The sequence below is a fragment of the Pseudomonas sp. TKO26 genome (assembly GCF_003225665.1).
GTDB classification, from domain to species: domain Bacteria; phylum Pseudomonadota; class Gammaproteobacteria; order Pseudomonadales; family Pseudomonadaceae; genus Aquipseudomonas; species Aquipseudomonas saponiphila.
Window position 1 is genome coordinate 223,958 of sequence record NZ_QKLN01000005.1, and the last position, 18,776, is coordinate 242,733.

General features: G+C 61.2%; 19 protein-coding genes. 11 read left to right on the forward strand and 8 right to left on the reverse strand.

Features of this window, described 5'->3' with window-relative positions; translation table 11 throughout:
* Positions 1 to 220 precede the first annotated feature (220 nt).
* Entirely contained in the window at positions 221 to 1,684 is a 1,464-nt protein-coding gene (locus DNK59_RS09920; RefSeq protein ID WP_016967095.1) for a glyceraldehyde-3-phosphate dehydrogenase, read from the forward strand.
* A gap of 116 nt (positions 1,685 to 1,800) precedes the next feature.
* On the opposite strand, the gene DNK59_RS09925 is transcribed toward DNK59_RS09920, so the two are convergent.
* Positions 1,801 to 3,099: an MFS transporter gene (locus DNK59_RS09925; RefSeq protein ID WP_092316555.1), complete on the reverse strand. Its 1,299-nt coding sequence runs from the start codon at positions 3,097 to 3,099 to the stop codon at positions 1,801 to 1,803.
* A 362-nt stretch (positions 3,100 to 3,461) separates the two neighbouring features.
* Here DNK59_RS09925 and DNK59_RS09930 point away from each other — a divergent pair, with 362 nt between their 5' ends.
* Both DNK59_RS09930 and sthA read left to right on the forward strand, forming a co-directional pair.
* The gene (locus tag DNK59_RS09930) at positions 3,462 to 4,406 is read left to right on the forward strand and encodes an FAD:protein FMN transferase (RefSeq protein ID WP_110723082.1); all 945 of its coding nucleotides are present in this window, start codon (positions 3,462 to 3,464) and stop codon (positions 4,404 to 4,406) included.
* 200 nt (positions 4,407 to 4,606) lie between these two features.
* Complete coding sequence (gene sthA, locus DNK59_RS09935) at positions 4,607 to 6,001, forward strand: Si-specific NAD(P)(+) transhydrogenase (protein WP_092316553.1); 1,395 nt, start codon at positions 4,607 to 4,609, stop codon at positions 5,999 to 6,001.
* 42 nt (positions 6,002 to 6,043) lie between these two features.
* On the opposite strand, the gene DNK59_RS09940 is transcribed toward sthA, so the two are convergent.
* Both DNK59_RS09940 and DNK59_RS09945 read right to left on the reverse strand, forming a co-directional pair.
* Entirely contained in the window at positions 6,044 to 6,766 is a 723-nt protein-coding gene (locus tag DNK59_RS09940; protein WP_016967735.1) for a glycerophosphodiester phosphodiesterase family protein, read from the reverse strand.
* Positions 6,767 to 6,817: 51 nt separating this feature from the next.
* Positions 6,818 to 7,405 (reverse strand): PilZ domain-containing protein, encoded by a 588-nt coding sequence (locus DNK59_RS09945; RefSeq protein WP_016967734.1) that lies wholly within the window; start codon positions 7,403 to 7,405, stop codon positions 6,818 to 6,820.
* Positions 7,406 to 7,499: 94 nt separating this feature from the next.
* On the opposite strand from DNK59_RS09945, the gene DNK59_RS09950 reads away from it, so the two are divergent.
* From DNK59_RS09950 to DNK59_RS09960, 3 genes are all read left to right on the forward strand, one after another.
* Complete coding sequence (locus DNK59_RS09950; protein WP_092316550.1) at positions 7,500 to 8,750, forward strand: lipoprotein-releasing ABC transporter permease subunit; 1,251 nt, start codon at positions 7,500 to 7,502, stop codon at positions 8,748 to 8,750.
* A 7-nt stretch (positions 8,751 to 8,757) separates the two neighbouring features.
* Positions 8,758 to 9,441, forward strand: a complete 684-nt coding sequence (lolD, locus tag DNK59_RS09955) for a lipoprotein-releasing ABC transporter ATP-binding protein LolD (protein ID WP_015634822.1) — start codon at positions 8,758 to 8,760, stop codon at positions 9,439 to 9,441.
* A gap of 71 nt (positions 9,442 to 9,512) precedes the next feature.
* Positions 9,513 to 10,757 carry a lipoprotein-releasing ABC transporter permease subunit gene (locus tag DNK59_RS09960; protein ID WP_092316548.1) on the forward strand — a complete coding sequence of 415 codons (1,245 nt, stop codon included), beginning with the start codon at positions 9,513 to 9,515 and terminating at the stop codon, positions 10,755 to 10,757.
* A 76-nt stretch (positions 10,758 to 10,833) separates the two neighbouring features.
* Here DNK59_RS09960 and DNK59_RS09965 read toward each other — a convergent pair whose 3' ends face one another.
* Positions 10,834 to 12,189: a heavy metal sensor histidine kinase gene (locus DNK59_RS09965; RefSeq protein WP_110723083.1), complete on the reverse strand. Its 1,356-nt coding sequence runs from the start codon at positions 12,187 to 12,189 to the stop codon at positions 10,834 to 10,836.
* Positions 12,189 to 12,869, reverse strand: a complete 681-nt coding sequence (locus DNK59_RS09970; RefSeq protein ID WP_092316544.1) for a heavy metal response regulator transcription factor — start codon at positions 12,867 to 12,869, stop codon at positions 12,189 to 12,191. Before DNK59_RS09970 ends, DNK59_RS09965 begins: the two co-directional genes overlap by 1 nt.
* Before the next feature lie 154 nt (positions 12,870 to 13,023).
* Between DNK59_RS09970 and DNK59_RS09975 the strand changes: the two genes are divergently transcribed.
* Both DNK59_RS09975 and queF read left to right on the forward strand, forming a co-directional pair.
* Complete coding sequence (locus tag DNK59_RS09975; protein ID WP_110723084.1) at positions 13,024 to 13,575, forward strand: plastocyanin/azurin family copper-binding protein; 552 nt, start codon at positions 13,024 to 13,026, stop codon at positions 13,573 to 13,575.
* 67 nt (positions 13,576 to 13,642) lie between these two features.
* Positions 13,643 to 14,473, forward strand: coding sequence for an NADPH-dependent 7-cyano-7-deazaguanine reductase QueF (gene queF / locus DNK59_RS09980; RefSeq protein WP_110723085.1), 831 nt, complete (start codon positions 13,643 to 13,645; stop codon positions 14,471 to 14,473).
* A 62-nt stretch (positions 14,474 to 14,535) separates the two neighbouring features.
* Here the strand turns inward: queF and DNK59_RS09985 are convergent, their stop codons facing one another.
* Both DNK59_RS09985 and DNK59_RS09990 read right to left on the reverse strand, forming a co-directional pair.
* Positions 14,536 to 14,799 carry a DUF4404 family protein gene (locus tag DNK59_RS09985; protein ID WP_016968042.1) on the reverse strand — a complete coding sequence of 88 codons (264 nt, stop codon included), beginning with the start codon at positions 14,797 to 14,799 and terminating at the stop codon, positions 14,536 to 14,538.
* A 122-nt stretch (positions 14,800 to 14,921) separates the two neighbouring features.
* Complete coding sequence (locus DNK59_RS09990) at positions 14,922 to 15,542, reverse strand: HAD family phosphatase (protein ID WP_110723086.1); 621 nt, start codon at positions 15,540 to 15,542, stop codon at positions 14,922 to 14,924.
* 204 nt (positions 15,543 to 15,746) lie between these two features.
* Between DNK59_RS09990 and DNK59_RS09995 the strand changes: the two genes are divergently transcribed.
* A complete protein-coding gene (locus DNK59_RS09995; RefSeq protein ID WP_092316533.1) occupies positions 15,747 to 16,433 on the forward strand; it encodes a VacJ family lipoprotein in 687 nt (228 codons plus the stop codon).
* Positions 16,434 to 16,499: 66 nt separating this feature from the next.
* On the opposite strand, the gene DNK59_RS10000 is transcribed toward DNK59_RS09995, so the two are convergent.
* The gene (locus tag DNK59_RS10000; protein WP_092316531.1) at positions 16,500 to 16,799 is read right to left on the reverse strand and encodes a PilZ domain-containing protein; all 300 of its coding nucleotides are present in this window, start codon (positions 16,797 to 16,799) and stop codon (positions 16,500 to 16,502) included.
* Positions 16,800 to 17,075: 276 nt separating this feature from the next.
* On the opposite strand from DNK59_RS10000, the gene rssB reads away from it, so the two are divergent.
* Complete coding sequence (gene rssB / locus DNK59_RS10005; RefSeq protein WP_110723087.1) at positions 17,076 to 18,257, forward strand: two-component system response regulator RssB; 1,182 nt, start codon at positions 17,076 to 17,078, stop codon at positions 18,255 to 18,257.
* Entirely contained in the window at positions 18,257 to 18,739 is a 483-nt protein-coding gene (gene rssC, locus DNK59_RS10010; protein WP_016968051.1) for an anti-sigma factor antagonist RssC, read from the forward strand. The genes rssB and rssC overlap by 1 nt, the downstream gene beginning before the upstream one ends.
* Positions 18,740 to 18,776 lie beyond the last annotated feature (37 nt).

The window sequence follows — 18,776 nt, forward strand, 5'->3', positions numbered from 1 at the left end:
GGACGCAAATGTGGTGCCGGATCCGGCCGGTGTTACGGAGGGTTACAGACAGGCAGGTAAGCTGTCCAAAAAATTGACGCCGCTGGAAGCCGCGGTTTTACTGGCCTCCAGCACAGTGGTGTTTTTTTGCAAGGGCTTTTTGTTACGTTCCGCACGACAGGCGCGCATTGCTACGGCAAGAGCGGGGCGGCATAATGTAGCCCCTTTTTTCTGCCCCTACATGTGGAAGGTTCCCGTGACTCAGAAGCCCGACCAGTGTCTTGGTGAATGGATCGACCGTGAAGCACTCGCAGAAGCGATGATTCCGCTTATCGGTCAGCTCTACCGCAATAACAATGTGGTGAGCTCGATCTATGGCCGCAGCCTGATCAACCAGTCTGTCATCGCGATTCTCAAGGCTCATCGCTTTGCTCGCCATCGCTCCTCCGACGACAGCGAACTCTCCGTCCACGAAACATTCCCACTGCTCAAGGCCATGAGCGAGCTCAAGCTCGGCGCGGCTTCGGTAGACCTGGGCAAGTTGGCGTTCAAATTCCGCAACGAAGGCAATGGCCGCAGCGCCGAGCAGTTCGTACGTGAAGAAATGGCTGACGTGGTTGGCCAGCAAAACGCTTCGGCCCGCAAAGGCACCGACGTTGTCCTGTACGGCTTCGGTCGTATCGGCCGTCTGCTGGCGCGCATCCTGATCGAGAAAACCGGTGGCGGCGACGGCCTGCGTCTGCGCGCCATCGTGGTGCGCAAAGGCGCCGAAAACGACCTGACCAAGCGCGCCAGCCTGCTGCGTCGCGATTCGGTGCACGGTTCGTTCAACGGCACCATCACCATCGATGAAGAAAACAACACCATCACCGCCAACGGCAACCTGATCCAGGTGATCTACGCGAAGAACCCGACCGAGGTGGACTACACCCAGTACGGGATCAAGAACGCGCTGCTGGTGGACAACACCGGTGTATGGCGTGACGCCGACGGCTTGGGCCAGCACCTGGCCTGCCCGGGTATCGACCGCGTGGTTCTGACCGCTCCTGGCAAAGGCAAGCTGAAGAACATCGTTCACGGTATCAACCACAACGAAATCACCGCTGAAGACAAGATCGTCTCCGCTGCTTCCTGCACCACCAACGCCATCGTGCCGGTGCTCAAGGCTGTGAATGACAAGTTCGGCATCATCAACGGTCACGTCGAAACCGTTCACTCGTACACCAACGACCAGAACCTGATCGACAACTTCCACAAGGGTGATCGTCGTGGCCGTAGCGCCGCGCTGAACATGGTGATCACCGAAACCGGTGCCGCCACTGCTGCTGCCAAGGCCCTGCCTGAGCTGGCCGGCAAGCTGACTGGTAACGCGATTCGCGTTCCAACACCAAACGTGTCGATGGCCATTCTCAACCTGAACCTCGAGAAAGCCGCCACCCGTGAAGAGATGAACGAGTACCTGCGCTACATGGCGCTGCACTCGGATCTGCACAAGCAGATCGACTTCGTCAACTCGCAGGAAGTGGTGTCCACCGACTTCGTTGGTTCGCGTCACGCCGGTGTGGTCGATGCCGAAGCCACCATCGTTCAGGACAACCGCGTTGTTCTGTACGTCTGGTACGACAACGAGTTCGGCTACAGCTGCCAGGTCGTGCGCGTGATGGAGGACATGGCCGGGGTCAACCCGCCAGCGTTCCCACGCTAAGCGACAGCTGAAATGAAAACGCCCCGACTTGTCGGGGCGTTTTTGTTTGTGGCTTGCGCCAGCAAGCTAAGCCGGCGCAATCCCGTAGGCGCTGGCTTGCCAGCGAAGTTTTTGTCTCAGGCGCCGCGCGCGGTTGCCGCTTGTGCGGTACGCAGTGCGTGGCGGTTGCCACGGAACAGCACCAGGGTGGCAATCAGCCCCAGTACCGCCGCGCCACTGAGCCAGATGCCCGGTGCCGCCTGGTTGCCCAGGACGTGGATCAGGTAGGTGCAGGCCGCCGGAGTGAAGCCGCCGAAGGTCGCGGTCGCCAGGCTATAGGCCAGGGAGAAGCCAGTGGTGCGCACTTCCACCGGCATGATCTCGGTCAGGGCCACCACCATGGCGCCGTTGTACGAGCCATAGAGGAAGGACAACCACAGCTCGACGATCAGCAGATGACTGAAGCTGGGGTTGGCCACCAGCCAGGACAGCGCCGGGTAAGCGGTGAAGATCGCCAGGATGGTTGCGCCCAGCAGCAGTGGCTTGCGGCCGATCTTGTCTGACAGCGAACCCATCACTGGCAGCCAGAAGAAGTTCGACAGGCCGATGCACACGGTCACCAGCAGCGCGTCGAAGTCCGACAGGTGCAGTTCGGCCTTGCCGAAAGTTGGGGTATAGGCGGTGATCAGATAGAAGGACACGGTGGTCATCACCACCAAGGCCATGCCGGCGATGACGATGCCAAAGTTCTGACCGATGGAACGGACAATTTCCTGCAATGTAGGGCGATGCTTGCGGGCCTGGAATTCCGGGGTTTCCTCCAGCGAGCGGCGGATGATGAAGATCGCCGGAACGATCATGCAGCCCACCAGGAACGGCACGCGCCAGCCCCATTCACCCATTTGCTCGGGGCTCAGCCAGTGGTTCAGGCCCACGCCCAGCAAGCCGGCGAACACCACCGCGGCCTGTTGACTGGCCGACTGCCAGCTGACGAAAAAGCCCTTGCGGCCCGGAGTCGAGATTTCGGCCAGGTACACCGATACGCCACCCAGTTCGACGCCTGCGGAGAAGCCTTGCAGCAGCCGTCCCAGCAATACCAGCAGGGGCGCGGCGACACCGAGGGTGGCGTAGCCTGGCACGCAGGCAATCAGTACCGTGCCTGCGGCCATCAGCGCCAGGGTGATGATCAGGCCCTGGCGACGACCGTGGCGGTCAATGTAGGCGCCGAGGAAGATCGCCCCCAGGGGACGCATCAGGAAGCCGGCGCCGAAGGTCGCCAGGGACAGCATCAACGAGGCGAAGGCACTGTCGGCAGGAAAGAAGGTCTTGGCGATTGCCGTGGCATAGAAGCCATAGACCATGAAGTCGAACATCTCGAGAAAGTTGCCGCTGACAACGCGAAAGATCGCCTTGCCTTTGCCCGTGGTCGTGGACATTTTTTTCACTCACTTTGGCTGTCTTATTAGCAATCCCTGGTCGTAAGGCGTCCCTTACTGCAAAGTCGGGGCACAGGCCTGCACGCTGAACAGTTTTGTAACGATATGTGTATGAAGGCTATCAGGCAACTAAATCTCTTGTTGGGACTGCGGGGGCTCTGGAATAGGGTTTTGACTGTGAGCGAGACAGGCTTCCAGGTGCGTGGGTGGGTGCCGTCTGTCACATAATGGCGTTTTGCATCACGAAGTGGCCCTTGTGGGGTACTTGATTGGGAGAACGAACTGTGTGGGCAAGCCATTTCTGGCGGGGTGTCGCGTTATGGGGCGCGACTGCGCTGTTGGCGGGTTGTGGGGGCGAGCGCATGGAGAGTATCTCCGGGCCGACCATGGGCAGTACCTATTCGGTGCAGTACGTGCGGCGCGCCAATGGCCCGGCGGCGTCTGTGGTCAAGAACGAAGTCGAGGCCATTCTCGCCGAGGTCGATCGGCAGATGTCCACCTATCGCAGTGACTCGGATATCGAGCGCTTCAACGATTTACCGGCCAACAGCTGTCAGTCGATGCCGGAGCCGGTGCTGCAGTTGGTGGGTGTGGCGGAGCAGTTGTCGCGTGACAGTGATGGCGCCTTTGACCTGACGGTGGAGCCGCTGCTCAATCTCTGGGGCTTTGGTCCCCAGGGGCGCGAGGAGAAAGTGCCGAGCGCGGTGGAGCTGGCGCAGGTGCAGCAGCGGGTCGGGCATGGTCACCTGCACATCGACGCTGGGCAGTTGTGCAAGGACGCGGCAGTGGAGGTGGATTTCAACAGTATTGCCGCCGGTTATGCCGTGGATCGTATCGCCGCCCGGCTCGTGCAGTTGGGTGTCGACAGTTTTCTGGCCGAGGCCACTGGCGAGCTCAAGGCGGTGGGGCGCAAGGCAGACGGTTCACCTTGGCGCATCGCCTTGGAAGAGCCTCGCGATGACCGGCAAGTGGCCCAGCGGGTGATCGCGCTGGATGGTTATGGTGTATCCACGTCCGGCGACTACCGTAACTACTTCGAGCAGGATGGACAGCGCTACTCCCACACCTTCGACGCTCGAATCGGCAGGCCCATCAATCACAGGCTGGCGTCGGTCACGGTAATTCATCCTTCGGCGCTGATGGCCGATGGCCTGTCGACGCTGTTGCTGATTCTCGGCCCCGAAGCCGGCTGGGACTACGCGGAAAAACACCGGATCGCCGCATTTTTTGTGATGCGTGCCGATACAGGCTTCGTCACACGCAGCAACCCGGCCTTCGATGCGTTGTCGGCGGGGGTAAAACAATAAACCGGCACGCTTCACGAACGCTGTAGTGCAGGCAAAAGTAGCCTACGACGCGACCAAGGGTTAATGTGCGCGGCGTTGACGCTTCTATAGACTGTGCCCGGGTTCGTAACCGAGCCAAATTGATCCTTCATGCCGCTGGCCGCGGCATGATTTAGCCGGAGATGCCAGAAGGGCATCTCGGCCTGTTCTGAGGAGTACGCATGGCTGTCTACAACTACGACGTAGTGGTGCTGGGCTCGGGCCCCGCTGGAGAAGGTGCGGCGATGAACGCCGCGAAAGCAGGACGCAAAGTGGCGATGGTCGATAGCCGTCGCCAGGTCGGCGGCAACTGCACCCACCTGGGTACCATTCCGTCCAAGGCCCTGCGTCACTCGGTCCGGCAGATCATGCAGTTCAACACCAACCCGATGTTCCGGGCCATTGGCGAACCGCGCTGGTTCTCCTTCCCGGACGTGCTCAAGAGCGCCGAGAAGGTCATCTCCAAGCAAGTGGCTTCGCGCACCGGCTACTACGCCCGCAACCGGGTCGACGTATTCTTCGGCACGGGCAGCTTCGCCGACGAGCAGACCGTGGAAGTGGTCTGCGCCAATGGCGTGGTGGAAAAGCTGGTCGCCAAGCACATCATCATCGCCACCGGCTCACGCCCTTATCGCCCGGCGGATATCGATTTCAGCCACCCGCGTATCTACGATAGCGACACCATCCTTAGCCTCGGCCACACCCCGCGCAAACTCATCGTCTACGGCGCCGGAGTCATCGGTTGCGAATACGCCTCGATCTTCAGTGGCCTTGGGGTGCTTGTGGAGCTGGTAGACAACCGTGGCCAGTTGCTGAGCTTCCTGGACTCGGAGATTTCCCAGGCCCTGAGCTACCACTTCAGCAACAACAACATCACCGTGCGCCACAACGAGGAATACGACCGCGTCGAGGGCGTCGACAATGGGGTGATCCTGCACTTGAAATCCGGCAAGAAGATCAAGGCCGACGCCTTGCTCTGGTGCAACGGCCGGACCGGCAACACCGACAAGCTGGGCATGGAGAACATCGGGGTCAAGGTCAACAGCCGCGGCCAGATCGAGGTCGACGAGAACTACCGCACCTGCGTGCCGAACATCTACGGCGCCGGTGACGTGATCGGCTGGCCAAGCCTGGCCAGTGCCGCCCATGACCAGGGTCGCTCCGCTGCCGGCAGCATTGTCGACAACGGCAGCTGGCGCTTCGTCAACGACGTGCCGACCGGGATCTACACCATTCCGGAGATCAGCTCGATCGGCAAGAACGAGCAGGAGCTGACCCAGGCCAAGGTGCCGTATGAAGTGGGCAAGGCGTTCTTCAAGGGCATGGCCCGCGCGCAGATCGCCGGTGAACCGCAAGGCATGCTGAAGATCCTGTTCCACCGGGAAACCCTGGAAGTTCTCGGCGTGCACTGCTTCGGCTACCAGGCTTCGGAAATTGTCCACATCGGTCAGGCGATCATGAACCAGCCGGGTGAACACAACACCCTGAAGTACTTCGTCAACACCACCTTCAACTACCCGACCATGGCCGAAGCCTATCGGGTAGCGGCATACGACGGCCTCAACCGGCTTTTTTGAGCGGCTCCGGCCGGTGGCCTGAGCCGGCCGGGGAGACCGATTTCAGTAATTCTCGAGGGTGGCGCTGGCCAAACCGGGAAAGTCTGTAATCAGGCTATCTACGCCGAAGTCGGCGAGCCTGCGCATCAGCGCGGGCTCGTTGACCGTCCACACCGACACATGCAAGCCCTGACGCTGCGCCCGTTGCAGACGCTCCGGGGTGCACAGGGTCCAGTTCAGCGCCAGAATCTCGCAGCCGTAGCTCTGGGCGACCTTCAACGGGTCGAGCCAGGCGTATTCGGCGACCAGTCCGCGAGACAGGTCCGGGGTCAGCTCGACCGCCGCTTTCAGCACTTCCCGCGAGCTTGAGGTCACGGTGACCTTGTCCAGCAGGCCGAAGCGCTGGGCCATTTCCCGAATCGCCAGTACGGTGGTGGCGGCGCGAGTGCGCGAGGCGCTCTTGACCTCCAGCTGCCAGTGCTCGAAGTCACACTTCTCGAACAGCTCTTCCAGGCGCGGAATAGGGCAGGGGCTGACCCAGCCCGGGCCGCCCTTGCGCGCGTCGTAGGTCACCAGTTCCGCGGCGGAATGCTCCACCACCTTGCCGCGCCGGTCGGTGGTGCGCTTGAGGGTCGGGTCGTGAATCACCATCAACTCGCCGTCCATTGACAGGTGCAGGTCGAGCTCGCAACGGCGCACGCCGTGCTTGAGACATTCCTGAAAACTGGTCAGGGTGTTTTCCGGTGCTTCGCCTTTAGCGCCGCGATGGCCATAGATCAGGGTCACAATTGCTCCTTCACGGATGTTGTTTCACAAGAGGTGGGGCGGGCGTATTGCTCAGCCGGCGGCGGGGTCGCTCTGCTCCCGGGCCAGGCGGCGTTGCTGGGCCTGTTTTTGCAGGATATAGCGTGCCAGCAGCTGGCGTTGGGCATCGGTCAATGCTTCGAACTCGGTGCCGATCTCGAAGGTGCCGAAGCTTTGTGGCTCGCAGTGAATGACCTTGGCCCGCAGCAGTAGGCCCAGGGCCTGGGGCATCAACAGCAGCTTCACGGCCAGATGGCTGCCCTTGGCGTAGCTCAAGTGGTGGTTGAACTCGATGCCACCTTCGGAAAGGATCACCCGCTGCGGTTCGCCGAACTTGCCGAACACGGTCTGCGCCACCACTTGGCTGAGCAGGTCGATGCGCTTGTTCATGGCCTTGAGGTAGCTGGCCAGGGTGCGATCGCGCTCGCTGACCTGGCGCAGCAGGTGCTGGGATTCGAATTCGCTCAGGTGCAGTTCGCTGAGCAGATTGAACAGCGGAGACTCATCCTGCAACACTTCCTTGCTCGCCGCGTCGTGGGCGGACAAGGGGCTAATTTCCAGTGCGATCGCGTCCTCGATACGGTAGTATTCGCGGCGATCTTCTTCATCTAATGTCGACATGGCGAACCCATGGTAGAGGCAGTGGTCTGAGTGTAAAGCTGCTTACCAGGCCCCGCCACAAGGACGTCTTCTTTTCCTCTGCACAAGCCCCGACATGTTCAGACCTCTGTTTGCTTTTATCGGCACGCGTTATACCCGTGCAAAGCGTCGCAATCATTTTGTGTCATTCATTTCCCTGACCTCGATGATCGGACTCGCCCTCGGCGTGATCGTGATGATCGTGGTGCTGTCGGTGATGAACGGCTTCGATCATGAGATGCGCACCCGCGTGCTGGGCATGGTGCCCCACGCCACCATCGAATCCGGCGAGCCCATCAGCGACTGGCAAAGCCTGGCCGACAAGGTCAGGCAGAATCCGAAAGTGCTGGCAGTGGCGCCGTTCACCCAGATGCAGGGCCTGCTGACCAACAATGGCCAGGTGCAGAAGGTGTTGCTCAACGCCATCGATCCGCAGCAGGAACGGCAGGTGTCGATCATCGACCACTTCATGCAGCAGGGGCAGTTGGACGCGCTGGCGCCCGGCAGCTTCGGCATCGTCATCGGTGACAAGGCGGCCGCCAAGCTGGGCGTCGGCCTGGGCGACAAGCTGACCTTCGTCGCGCCGGAAGTCACGGTGACCCCGGCCGGCATGTTTCCGCGCATGAAGCGCTTTACCGTGGTCGGCATCTTCCACGTCGGCGCCGGCGAGATCGACGGCTACCTGGGCCTGACCAATCTGGAAGACCTGGGCCGCCTGCATCGCTGGAAGCCGGATCAGGTCCAGGGCCTGCGGCTGAAGTTCGACGACCTGTTCCAGGCCCCGCGCACCGCTTGGGAAATTGCCCAGCAGTTGGGCGAAAACCATTTCTACGCCCGTGACTGGACCCGTACCCACGGCAACCTGTACCAGGCCATCCGCATGGAAAAAGCCATGATCGGCTTGCTGTTGCTGCTGATCGTCGCGGTGGCTGCGTTCAACATCATCTCGACCCTGGTGATGGTGGTGAACGACAAGAAAGGCGACATCGCCATTCTCCGTACCCTGGGCGCTACACCGGGCACCATCATGGCGATCTTCATGGTCCAGGGCACCGTCATTGGTGTGGTTGGCACCCTGATCGGCGCGGTGCTGGGGATGCTGGCGGCGTTGAATGTCAGTGCTGCGATCTCCGCCCTCGAAGGCCTGATCGGCCATAAATTCCTGAATGCCGACGTGTACTTCATCGACTACCTGCCGTCGCAACTGATGGCCGAGGACGTGTTGATGGTCTGCGGCGCGGCATTGGTCCTGAGTTTCCTCGCCACCCTGTATCCAGCCTGGCGTGCGGCGCGCACCCAGCCTGCGGAGGCGCTACGTTATGAGTGAGTTGGGCATGAGTGAAAAAGCAATCCTGAGCTGCCGTGACCTGGGCAAGTCCTACGAGGAAGGCCCGGAATCGGTGGTGGTCCTGTCCGGCCTGCAACTGGAACTGCATCCGGGGGAGCGAGTGGCCATCGTCGGTACCTCCGGCTCCGGCAAGAGTACCTTGCTCAACTTGCTGGGCGGCTTGGATACGCCGTCCAAGGGCAGCGTCTGGCTGGCCGGCGAGGAGCTCTCGGCGCTGGGCGAGAAGGCTCGCGGTCAGTTGCGCAATCGCGCCCTGGGCTTCGTCTACCAGTTCCACCACCTGCTGCCGGAGTTCACCGCGCTGGAGAACGTCTGCATGCCGCTGCTGATCGGTCGCACGCCGATCCCGGAAGCCCGTCAGCGTGCTACCGCGCTGCTGGAGCGGGTCGGCCTTGGCCATCGCCTGGAACACAAGCCGGCCGAACTGTCCGGCGGCGAGCGCCAGCGGGTGGCGATTGCCCGGGCCCTGGTGAACAAGCCGGGGTTGGTGATGCTCGACGAGCCCACCGGCAACCTCGATTCGCACACCGCCCAGGGCATTCAGGACCTGATGCTGGAGCTCAGCACGTCGATGCGCACCGCCTTCCTGGTGGTGACCCACGACATGAACCTGGCCCGGCAGATGGATCGCGTACTGCACCTGCAAGAAGGTCACCTGGTCGCCATCTGATGCGGCCGCACGCGGCGTTGGCGGCTGGCCCGCCGACGCCGGGTCATTAATTTTTCCAGGGTGCCTTGCCCATGTTCAGACCCTTATCGATCTTTATCGGCACGCGCTACACCCGCGCCAAACGGCGCAATCGCTTTGTCTCGTTCATTTCCATGACCTCGATGATCGGCCTCGCCCTGGGCGTGCTGGCGATGATCGTGGTGCTGTCGGTGATGAACGGCTTCCAGCGGGAGATGAGTTCGCGGATCCTCGGCATGGTGCCGCACGCCACCATCGTTGGAGTCAAGCCCATCGATGACTGGCAGCCGGTGGCCGCAGCGGCCCTGAAGAACCCGCAAGTCACTGCCGCGGTGCCCTTCACCGAGATGGAAGGCATGCTCTCCTACAAGGGTGCGATGCAGCCGATCCAGATCAGCGGCATCGACCCGGCTCAGGAGGGCAAGGTCTCCATCGTCACCCAGCACATTGTCCAGGGCAGCCTGCAGGACCTGAAGCCTGGTGAGTTCGGTGTGGTCATTGGCGAGATTACCGCCCGGCGCTTTCGCTTGAATGTCGGCGACAAGCTGACCCTGATCGTGCCCGAGGTGAGCAGCGCGCCAGGAGGCATCACCCCGCGCATGCAGCGTCTCAACGTTGTCGGTGTGTTCAAGGTCGGTGCTGAACTGGACGGTTCCATGGGCCTGATCCACGTGGCCGATGCCGCCGAGATGCAGCACTGGCAGCCGAACCAGGTGCAGAGCGTGCGCCTGGCGGTCAAGGATCTGTATGCCGCGCCGCAGGTTTCGGCGGATATCGCCAAGGGCCTGGGGGCGGACTTCCGCGCCGACGACTGGACCCACACCCAGGGCAGCCTGTTCAGCGCCATGAAGATGGAAAAGACCATGATCGGCCTGCTGTTGCTGATGATCGTCGCGGTGGCGGCGTTCAACATCATCGCCACCCTGATCATGGTGGTGAACGACAAGGGCGCGGATATCGCGATCCTGCGTACTATCGGCGCCACGCCGCGGCAGGTGATGGCGATCTTCATGGTCCAGGGTACTGTGATCGGGATTGTCGGCACTCTGATCGGCGGGGTGCTGGGGGTGATTGCGGCGTTGAACGTCAGCGAACTGGTGGGCTGGCTGGAGCGGATCAGCGGTCAGCAGATCTTCAGCTCCGATGTGTATTTCGTCAGCAACCTGCCTTCCGAGTTGCAGGGTGGCGATGTCGCCTTGATCTGCGGCGCGGGTTTTGTCCTGAGCTTCCTGGCCACCGTGTATCCGGCCTGGCGCGCATCCAAGGTCGAGCCGGCCCACGCCTTGCGCTACTCCTGATATCCGCTGTTGCCGGCAAGCCGGCTCCTGCCTGATTAGTGTAGGAGCCGGCTTGCCGGCGAACACAGCCTCAATCTCATTTCGGCAACTCGATCACAAAGCGGGTCCAGCCCGTCGCCGATTCGCAACGGATCTGCCCGCCATGGGCGCGAATGATCGACTGAGTGATTGCCAGCCCCAGCCCCGCATGTTCGCTACTGCCTTCGCGCCGCGCCGGGTCGGCCCTGTAGAAGCGATCGAACAGCCGTGGCAGCGCCTCCTGGGCAATGCCTTCGCCGCTGTTCTCGATGTTCAGGCTCAAGTGCTGGGCGCTGTCGTTGATCCGCACCTTGATCGAGCCTCCAGCCGGGGTGAAGCGCAGGGCGTTGTCCAGCAGATTGGACAGCGCGCGGCGCAGCATGCTGCGGTCGCCGGCAAAGCCGGCGTGGCCTTCGCGGGTCAGTTCGACCTGGGCGTCTTCGGCCAGCGGCGCATAGAACTCCAGCAGCATGTCGATTTCCTGAGCCAGCTCCAGCGCTTCGCGCTTGGGGTTCAGCAGGCCGTGGTCGGCCTTGGCCAGATAGAGCATGTCGTTGACCAATTGCGCCATCCACTGCAGCTCTTCGAGGTTGCTGTGCAGGGCTTCGCGGTAATCCTCAAGCGTCCTGGGCCGGGTCAGGGTGACCTGGGTGTGGGTTAGCAGGTTTGACAGCGGCGTGCGCAGTTCATGGGCAATGTCGGCGGAAAACGCCGAGAGGCGTTGGAACGACTCTTCAAGGCGCGCGAGCATGGCGTTGAAGGTGCTGGCCAGCTCCGCCAGTTCGGCGGGCATTTGCTCCTGGGGCAGGCGCTGGGTCAGGGAGCTGGCGGACACGCCGGCAGCCACCGCGCTCATGCGCCGCAACGGGCGCAAGCCGCTGCGGGCGGCCCAGGCGCCGAGCAAGGCGGTAGCCAGGGCCGACAGGCCCACGGTCAGCCAGATCAGATGCTGCATGCGTTGCAGAAAGTGCTGGTGATGGGTGATGTCGAGGATCAGGGTCAACTGCGCCGAATCGGGCTGGCCGGGATTCAGCGCGGCGCTGTAGATCCGGTAGGCGCTACCGGCCTGGTTCAGGCTGTGCAAGCTGGTGCTGTCGGGCAGCGAGGCGGGCAGGCTCGGGGCGCTGTCGAACCACAGCCGGCCGTTGGCGTCGCTGACGCGTAGCTGCAAGTCCGGCTGATGGCTCAGCTCGTCCTGCAACCTGGCCTGGTGCCGGGAGAATTCCGCGGCCTCGCTGACATCCTGCAGGACGCTGCGCAGGGCCAGCAGCTTGCCGTCCAGCAGCTGCTGATCCAGTTCGATGAAGTGGGCTTCGCTGGCACGGCTGAACAACACGCCTGCCAGCAGTGAGACGACCGCAGTGCATGCGGCGAACAGCAGAGCCAGGCGTCGGCTCAGGGACAGGCGGCGCATCAGGCCTGGCGCTCTTCGAGCACGTAGCCCATGCCGCGCACGGTATGGATCAGCTTGTTCGGGTACTCGTCATCGATCTTCAGGCGCAGGCGGCGGATCGCCACTTCGATGACGTTGGTGTCGCTGTCGAAATTCATGTCCCAGACCTGGGAGGCGATCAGCGATTTGGGCAGGACTTCGCCCTGGCGCCGCAGGAGCATTTCCAGCAGGGCGAACTCCTTGGCGGTGAGATCGATGCGCTGGCCGCTGCGCTCCACCCGACGGCGGATCAGGTCCAGGCGCAGGTCCGCCAGTTGCAGGCTGGTTTCCTGGGCGACGCTGCTACCGCGGCGCAGCAGGCTGCGCACCCGCGCCAGTAGTTCGGAGAAGGCGAAGGGTTTGACCAGGTAATCGTCGGCCCCCAGCTCCAGACCATGCACCCGGTCTTCCACGGCATCTCGGGCGGTCAGGAACAGCACCGGGATTTCCAGGCCGGCACCGCGTACCGCCTGGAGAATCTGCCAGCCGTCGCGCCCCGGGAGCATCACGTCGAGAATCAGCAGGGCGTAGTCCCCGGTCAGCGCGAGGTGTTGGCCAGTATTGCCATCAGCCACCAGTTCGGCATTGAAGCCGGCTTCGCTGAGGCCCTGGCGCAGGTAGTGGCCGGTTTTCGGTTGGTCTTCGACGATCAGCAGTTTCATGGTGCGACTCATGGCTTATGGAACCCGGGCTTTATACCGTGCAGGGAGGCAGGGCAGGTCAAGCTGACAAAGTTGTAATCTGGCTGTCAGCTGGCTGGCAGCGGTAGCTCGCTAGAGTGTGGCATATGCTCAAAACGGTTTTTGGAGCCTGATAATGAATGTGCAAAATCTGCTGTTGCGCAGCCGCTTGATGCTTGGCGGCTGTTTGATGTTGTTGAGTGCGCCGCTTTGGGCCTCGTCGGCGGGGTCCTATGATTTTGGTCGGCCGGCCCCGGCAGCCACGGCCACCCGTACTGTCGAGGTGGTGATGGGCGACATGTCGTTCAGCCCCAAGGCTCTGGCGGTCAAGGCGGGCGAAACCGTGCGTTTCGTGTTGATCAACAAGGGCCAGTTGCTGCACGAGTTCAACTTGGGCGATGCGGCAATGCATGCCGAGCACCAGCAGGAAATGCTCAAGATGCAGCAAGGCGGGATGCTCACGCCCACCGCGATGAAGTCGATGGATCACGCTGCCATGGGGCACGGCTCGATGGCGGGCATGGAGCATGGCATGCAGCATGACGATCCCAACAGCGTGCTGGTGGAGCCGGGCAAGCAGGCCGAGCTGACCTGGACCTTCACCAAGAGCGGCAGCCTGGAGTTCGCCTGCAACATTCCCGGGCACTATCAAGCCGGGATGGTGGGCAAGCTGACGGTCACTCCCTGAGGTTCGGGGCTCAAAGGCGGGAGCAAAGGCTGGTAGAATCCGCTGATTCTTCAGTCAGGTTTCCGCCATGCATCCCGCAGCCGAACATTCGCCGCTGGGCAAGTCCAGTGAATACATCTCCACATACACCCCGTCCCTGCTGTTCCCGATTCCTCGGGCGGCGAAATGGGCCGAGCTGGGCTTGAGCGCCGATACCCTGCCTTATAAAGGTGTGGATTTCTGGAATTGCTTCGAGTTGTCCTGGCTGCTGCCGTCGGGCAAACCGGTGGTGGCCATCGGTGAGTTCAGTATTCCTGCGGATTCGCCGAATATCATCGAGTCCAAGTCCTTCAAGCTCTACCTCAATTCGCTGAACCAGACGCCGTTCTCCGATCGGGCGGCGCTTGAAGCGACCTTGCGCGAGGACCTTTCCGCCGCGGCAGGCAAGCCGGTGGCTGTGCGTATCCGCAGCCTGGGCGAGGTCGAGGCGGAAGGTGTGGTGGCTCTGCCAGGGGTGTGCATCGATGACCTGGATATCAGCGTCGACAGCTATGCACATCCGCGCCCGGAGCTGCTGCGTTGTGATGCCTCGCGAGTGGTGGAGGAGAGCGTGCACAGCCATCTGCTCAAGTCCAACTGCCCGGTGACCAGCCAGCCGGACTGGGGCAGCGTCGTGGTGGAGTACCGGGGGGCGGCGCTGGATCACGCCAGCCTGCTGGCCTATCTGGTGAGCTTCCGTCAGCACTCGGATTTCCATGAGCAGTGCGTGGAGCGGATTTTCCTGGACCTGCAACGCCTGCTCAAGCCGGAAAAGCTTACTGTCTACGCGCGTTACGTGCGTCGTGGCGGGCTGGATATCAACCCGTACCGCAGCACTGAAACGGCGGACTTCGCCAATCAGCGACTGGTTCGTCAGTAAACAGAAGCCCCGCACACAGTGCGGGGCTTTGGTTTCAAGGGAAGGGTGTTATCGGGCGCTGCTCAGATGCCGATATTGCCCAGGGTCTGAACGATGTTGCGCAGGGTTCCGGCGATGGCCGGGTGCTCCAGTTCGAAGCGTTCCACCGCCAGATTGACGCCGTCAGCGAGGCTGGCGTCATGGGTGCTGGTTTCCAGCTTGAGTTGCAGTTCGATCTGCTGCATCAGGTCATGCAGGTTGGCGCGCTCGGCTTCCGAAAGCGGTGGGTTCTGCTCCAATTGCTCGCGCAGGGTGTCGAGTTGTTCTTGCAGTTCGCGGGCAGGCATGGCGTTCTCCCTTCAATGATAGGCACAGGGATGGACCGCGCGATTACAGCAAAGATCCATGCCCACGGCTTAGAGTAATCCACTACCAGGCACTGTGCATGATCCTGATCAACAGGCTTATGTCAGGGCTTTTCACCCTTGAGTCGACGTTGTTCGATGTCCGCCAGGCAGGTCTGCAATTCCCCCAGGTGGTCAATCACCGAGTGCACGCCCAGGCCGAACAGTTGCACGGTGGCCTTGCCCCGTTTGAGCTCGCGCTGCTGTTGGCTCAGCGCCTGCCATTCGCTGGGTGTCATGCCGCACAGCGAGCCGCAGGAGGCCAGGCCTATGGTCCAGAGGCCGGCGTTGAGCCCCGACTGCAGAAGCTGGGGTTCGCCGCTGACCAGCACGCAGCCATCAAGGCGCGACACCTTGAGCGACATCAGCGCCTGCCAGCAGGCATCGGGTGCGGGCCATTGAGCGGGGACGATAGGGGTGGGCTTGATCCATTCCGGCAGCGCTGCGGCTAGCTGGTGGGCGCTGGCAGGCGGTAGTTGCTCCAGCCATGCGCAGGGAATGCCTTGCTGTTGCAGGTGCTGCAGGGTTGCCAGGGCGCCCGGTGTGGCTTGGGCCTGTTCCGGGCCGGGTCTGGTGGAGCCGTGCTGGCGCGTACGCGCACCAAAATCCACCAGGCAGCCGCTGAGGCCGAAGAGTACGGCGGTCAAGGGCGTGGCAATCTGGGGTGAGGCGTCGGCTTGGGGCATATCAACGTCCTTGAAATACCCGGCGAGGCTAGCGGGAAAAGGTGACATGCAGGTGACAGTCGGGTGAAGGTGAGCTGCACTGGCGGTCCGGCGCGTTCAGCCTGATTGCAGTGATGCTGCCTAAACCGGCGTATCCGTTTTATACTCCCGAGCCTAACCTCAGGGCATAGCCCCAAGAGAGAACAACCCAAGGAGTTTCCTGCTATGCGCTGGAGCCGTTATCTAGTTCCGCTATGTATGAGTGCCGGTGTGACGCTGGCTCCCCTGGTCGTCCAGGCGGCTGAAGAGGATCCGTGGGAGAGCATCAACCGTCCCATCTTCACCTTCAACGATACCCTCGACACTTATGCCCTGAAGCCATTGGCCCAAGGCTACCAGGCGGTCACGCCTAAGTTTCTTGAAGATGGCATCCACAACATGTTTCGCAACCTCGGTGACGTCGGCAACCTGGCCAACGACATCCTTCAGGCCAAGCCGCGTGCAGCCGGTGTGGATACCGCGCGCCTGCTGATGAACACCACCCTGGGGGTCGCGGGTTTTTTTGACGTCGGCACCAAGATGGGCCTGCAGCGCAACGATGAAGATTTTGGCCAGACCCTCGGTTACTGGGGCTTGGGTAGCGGCCCTTACGTGATGCTGCCGTTTCTGGGCCCAAGCACCTTGCGTGACGCGCCGGCCAAGTATGTCGACAGCTACACCGAACCCTATCGCTACATGAATGATATTCCTGCGCGTAACACCACTATTGGCGTAGACATCATCGATACCCGTGCCAGCCTGCTGTCTGCGGACAAGCTGATACGGGGCGACAAATACACCTTCATTCGTAATGCCTACCTGCAGAATCGTGAATTCAAGGTGAAGGACGGTAAGGTCGAAGACGATTTCTGATCGAACAGCTGTCCGGTAGCAACTAAAAAAGGCGGCCATTGGGCCGCCTTTTTCATGGGGGGATTTTTACTTCATCTTAAGGATTGTAAGACCAAGTTTCTGACCGCCTCCGTCCAGCCCATTGACCCAGACCACTTCGGTCTCTGCTTCCAGCCCTTTCAAGGCTGCATGTTCGGAGTCGATACGCACGCTCAAGTGATCGCCGACCTGGAATGAGCGGGGTGCCTGAACCTGCATGCCGCTGCTGGAAAGGTCGATGCAGACCGCTTCTATCACCTGTCCTTGGTGGATCAGCGTGACCTCGGCATCCACCCGCATGCGGATGTAATCGCGCTTTTCGCTGTAGTCACGCTGGTTTTGATTCATGGGTTCCATCCTGCGATTGAGTTGCGGTTTTGGCGGTTTTTATAACTCCCGGTGATTTGCGATGTAAAGACGTCAGGCGACCATCGGCATGAGCTTGAAACGCCCCGCGGATGGGAGTACCGTCTGCGCCTTAGAAGGGCACCTCTGATAGGCGGGCGTGCAGGGCTGAAGGTCCTGGCTCCACTTCCAGAGTGGCTAGAAAGCGAATCCAGTAGCGTGCGCCAGGCCCCCGGCCAAGCCAGCTACGCCAACCTAATTCTGGCGCCGTTTGCCCACATGCAAAAAACCAGTGCCACGCTGCTGATAATCGATGACGACGAAGTAGTACGCGCAAGTCTCGCGGCCTATTTGGAAGACAGTGGCTTCAGCGTACTGCAGGCTGCTAACGGCCAGCAGGGTCTTCAGGTATTCCAGCACGACCATCCCGATCTGGTGATCTGCGATCTGCGCATGCCGCAGATGGGCGGTCTCGAATTGATCCGTCAAATAACCGAACAGTCGCCGCAAACCCCGGTGATTGTGGTTTCGGGTGCGGGCGTGATGAACGATGCGGTCGAAGCCCTTCGGCTGGGGGCGGCTGACTACTTGATCAAGCCGCTGGAAGATCTGGCCGTGCTCGAGCACTCCGTGCGCCGAGCCCTCGATCGAGCGCGCCTGCTCCTGGAAAACCAGCGTTATCGGGAAAAGCTCGAAGCCGCCAATCGCGAACTTGAAGCCAGCCTCAATTTGCTTCAGGAAGACCAGAATGCCGGTCGCCAGGTGCAGATGAACATGCTGCCCAGCAGTCCCTGGTCGATCGACGAATTCAATTTTGCGCACCAGATCATCCCGTCGTTGTACCTGTCGGGTGATTTCGTCGATTACTTCCGCGTCGATGAGCGTCGTGTCGCCTTCTACCTGGCGGATGTTTCTGGTCATGGCGCCTCATCAGCCTTTGTCACCGTGCTGTTGAAGTTCATGACCACGCGACTGTTGTTCGAATCCAAGCGCAACGGCACCTTGCCGGAATTCAAGCCTTCGGAAGTGCTAGGCCATATCAACCGTGGCCTGATCAGCTGTAAGCTGGGCAAACACGTCACGATGGTCGGTGGAGTCATCGACGAGGAGACTGGTTTGTTGACCTATAGCATTGGCGGGCATTTGCCGTTGCCGGTGTTGTACACCCCGGACAGTGTGCGTTACCTGGAAGGGCGTGGTTTGCCGGTGGGTCTGTTCAACGAGGCGACCTATGAGGACCATGTTCTGGAGTTGCCACCGGTGTTCAGCCTGACGCTGATGTCCGACGGGATTCTGGACCTTTTGTCCGAACCTACACTCAAAGAAAAAGAAGCGGCCTTGCCCGAGCGGGTGAGAGCGGCGGGCGGCAGCCTGGATGGCCTGCGGCAAGTTTTTGGATTGGCCACGCTAGGGGAGATGCCGGATGATATCGCCCTGTTAGTGTTGAGCAGGAACCTTTAATGAGTACCGGTAGAATCCAGTTCGCCGAGCAGGATGGCACCTTCGTCCTGAAGTTCATCGGTGAAGTGCGCCTGACCTTGTGTTCGGCGCTGGATGCGACTATTGAGCGGATTTTCACTGCGCTGAATTTTTCGGCGATCGTCATCGATCTCACCGAAACCCGTAGCATCGACAGCACCACCCTGGGCCTGTTGGCCAAGTTGTCGATCCTGTCACGGCAAAAAGTCGGTCTGTTGCCCACTGTCGTCACCACCCACGAAGACATTACCCGGCTATTGCAGTCCATGGGCTTCGATCAGGTGTTCAACATCGTCGATCGTCCAATACCTTGCCCGGAATGCCTGACCGACTTGCCGTCCCAGGATCAATCCGAGGAAGTGGTGCGGATCAAGGTCCTGGAGGCACACAAGATCCTCATGGGCCTCAATGATTCCAATCGCGAAGCGTTCCATGATCTGGTGAACGCTCTGGAGCGTCATTGATCGACTGAGGCGCTCGCGCATGAAAAAGGGCGAACCT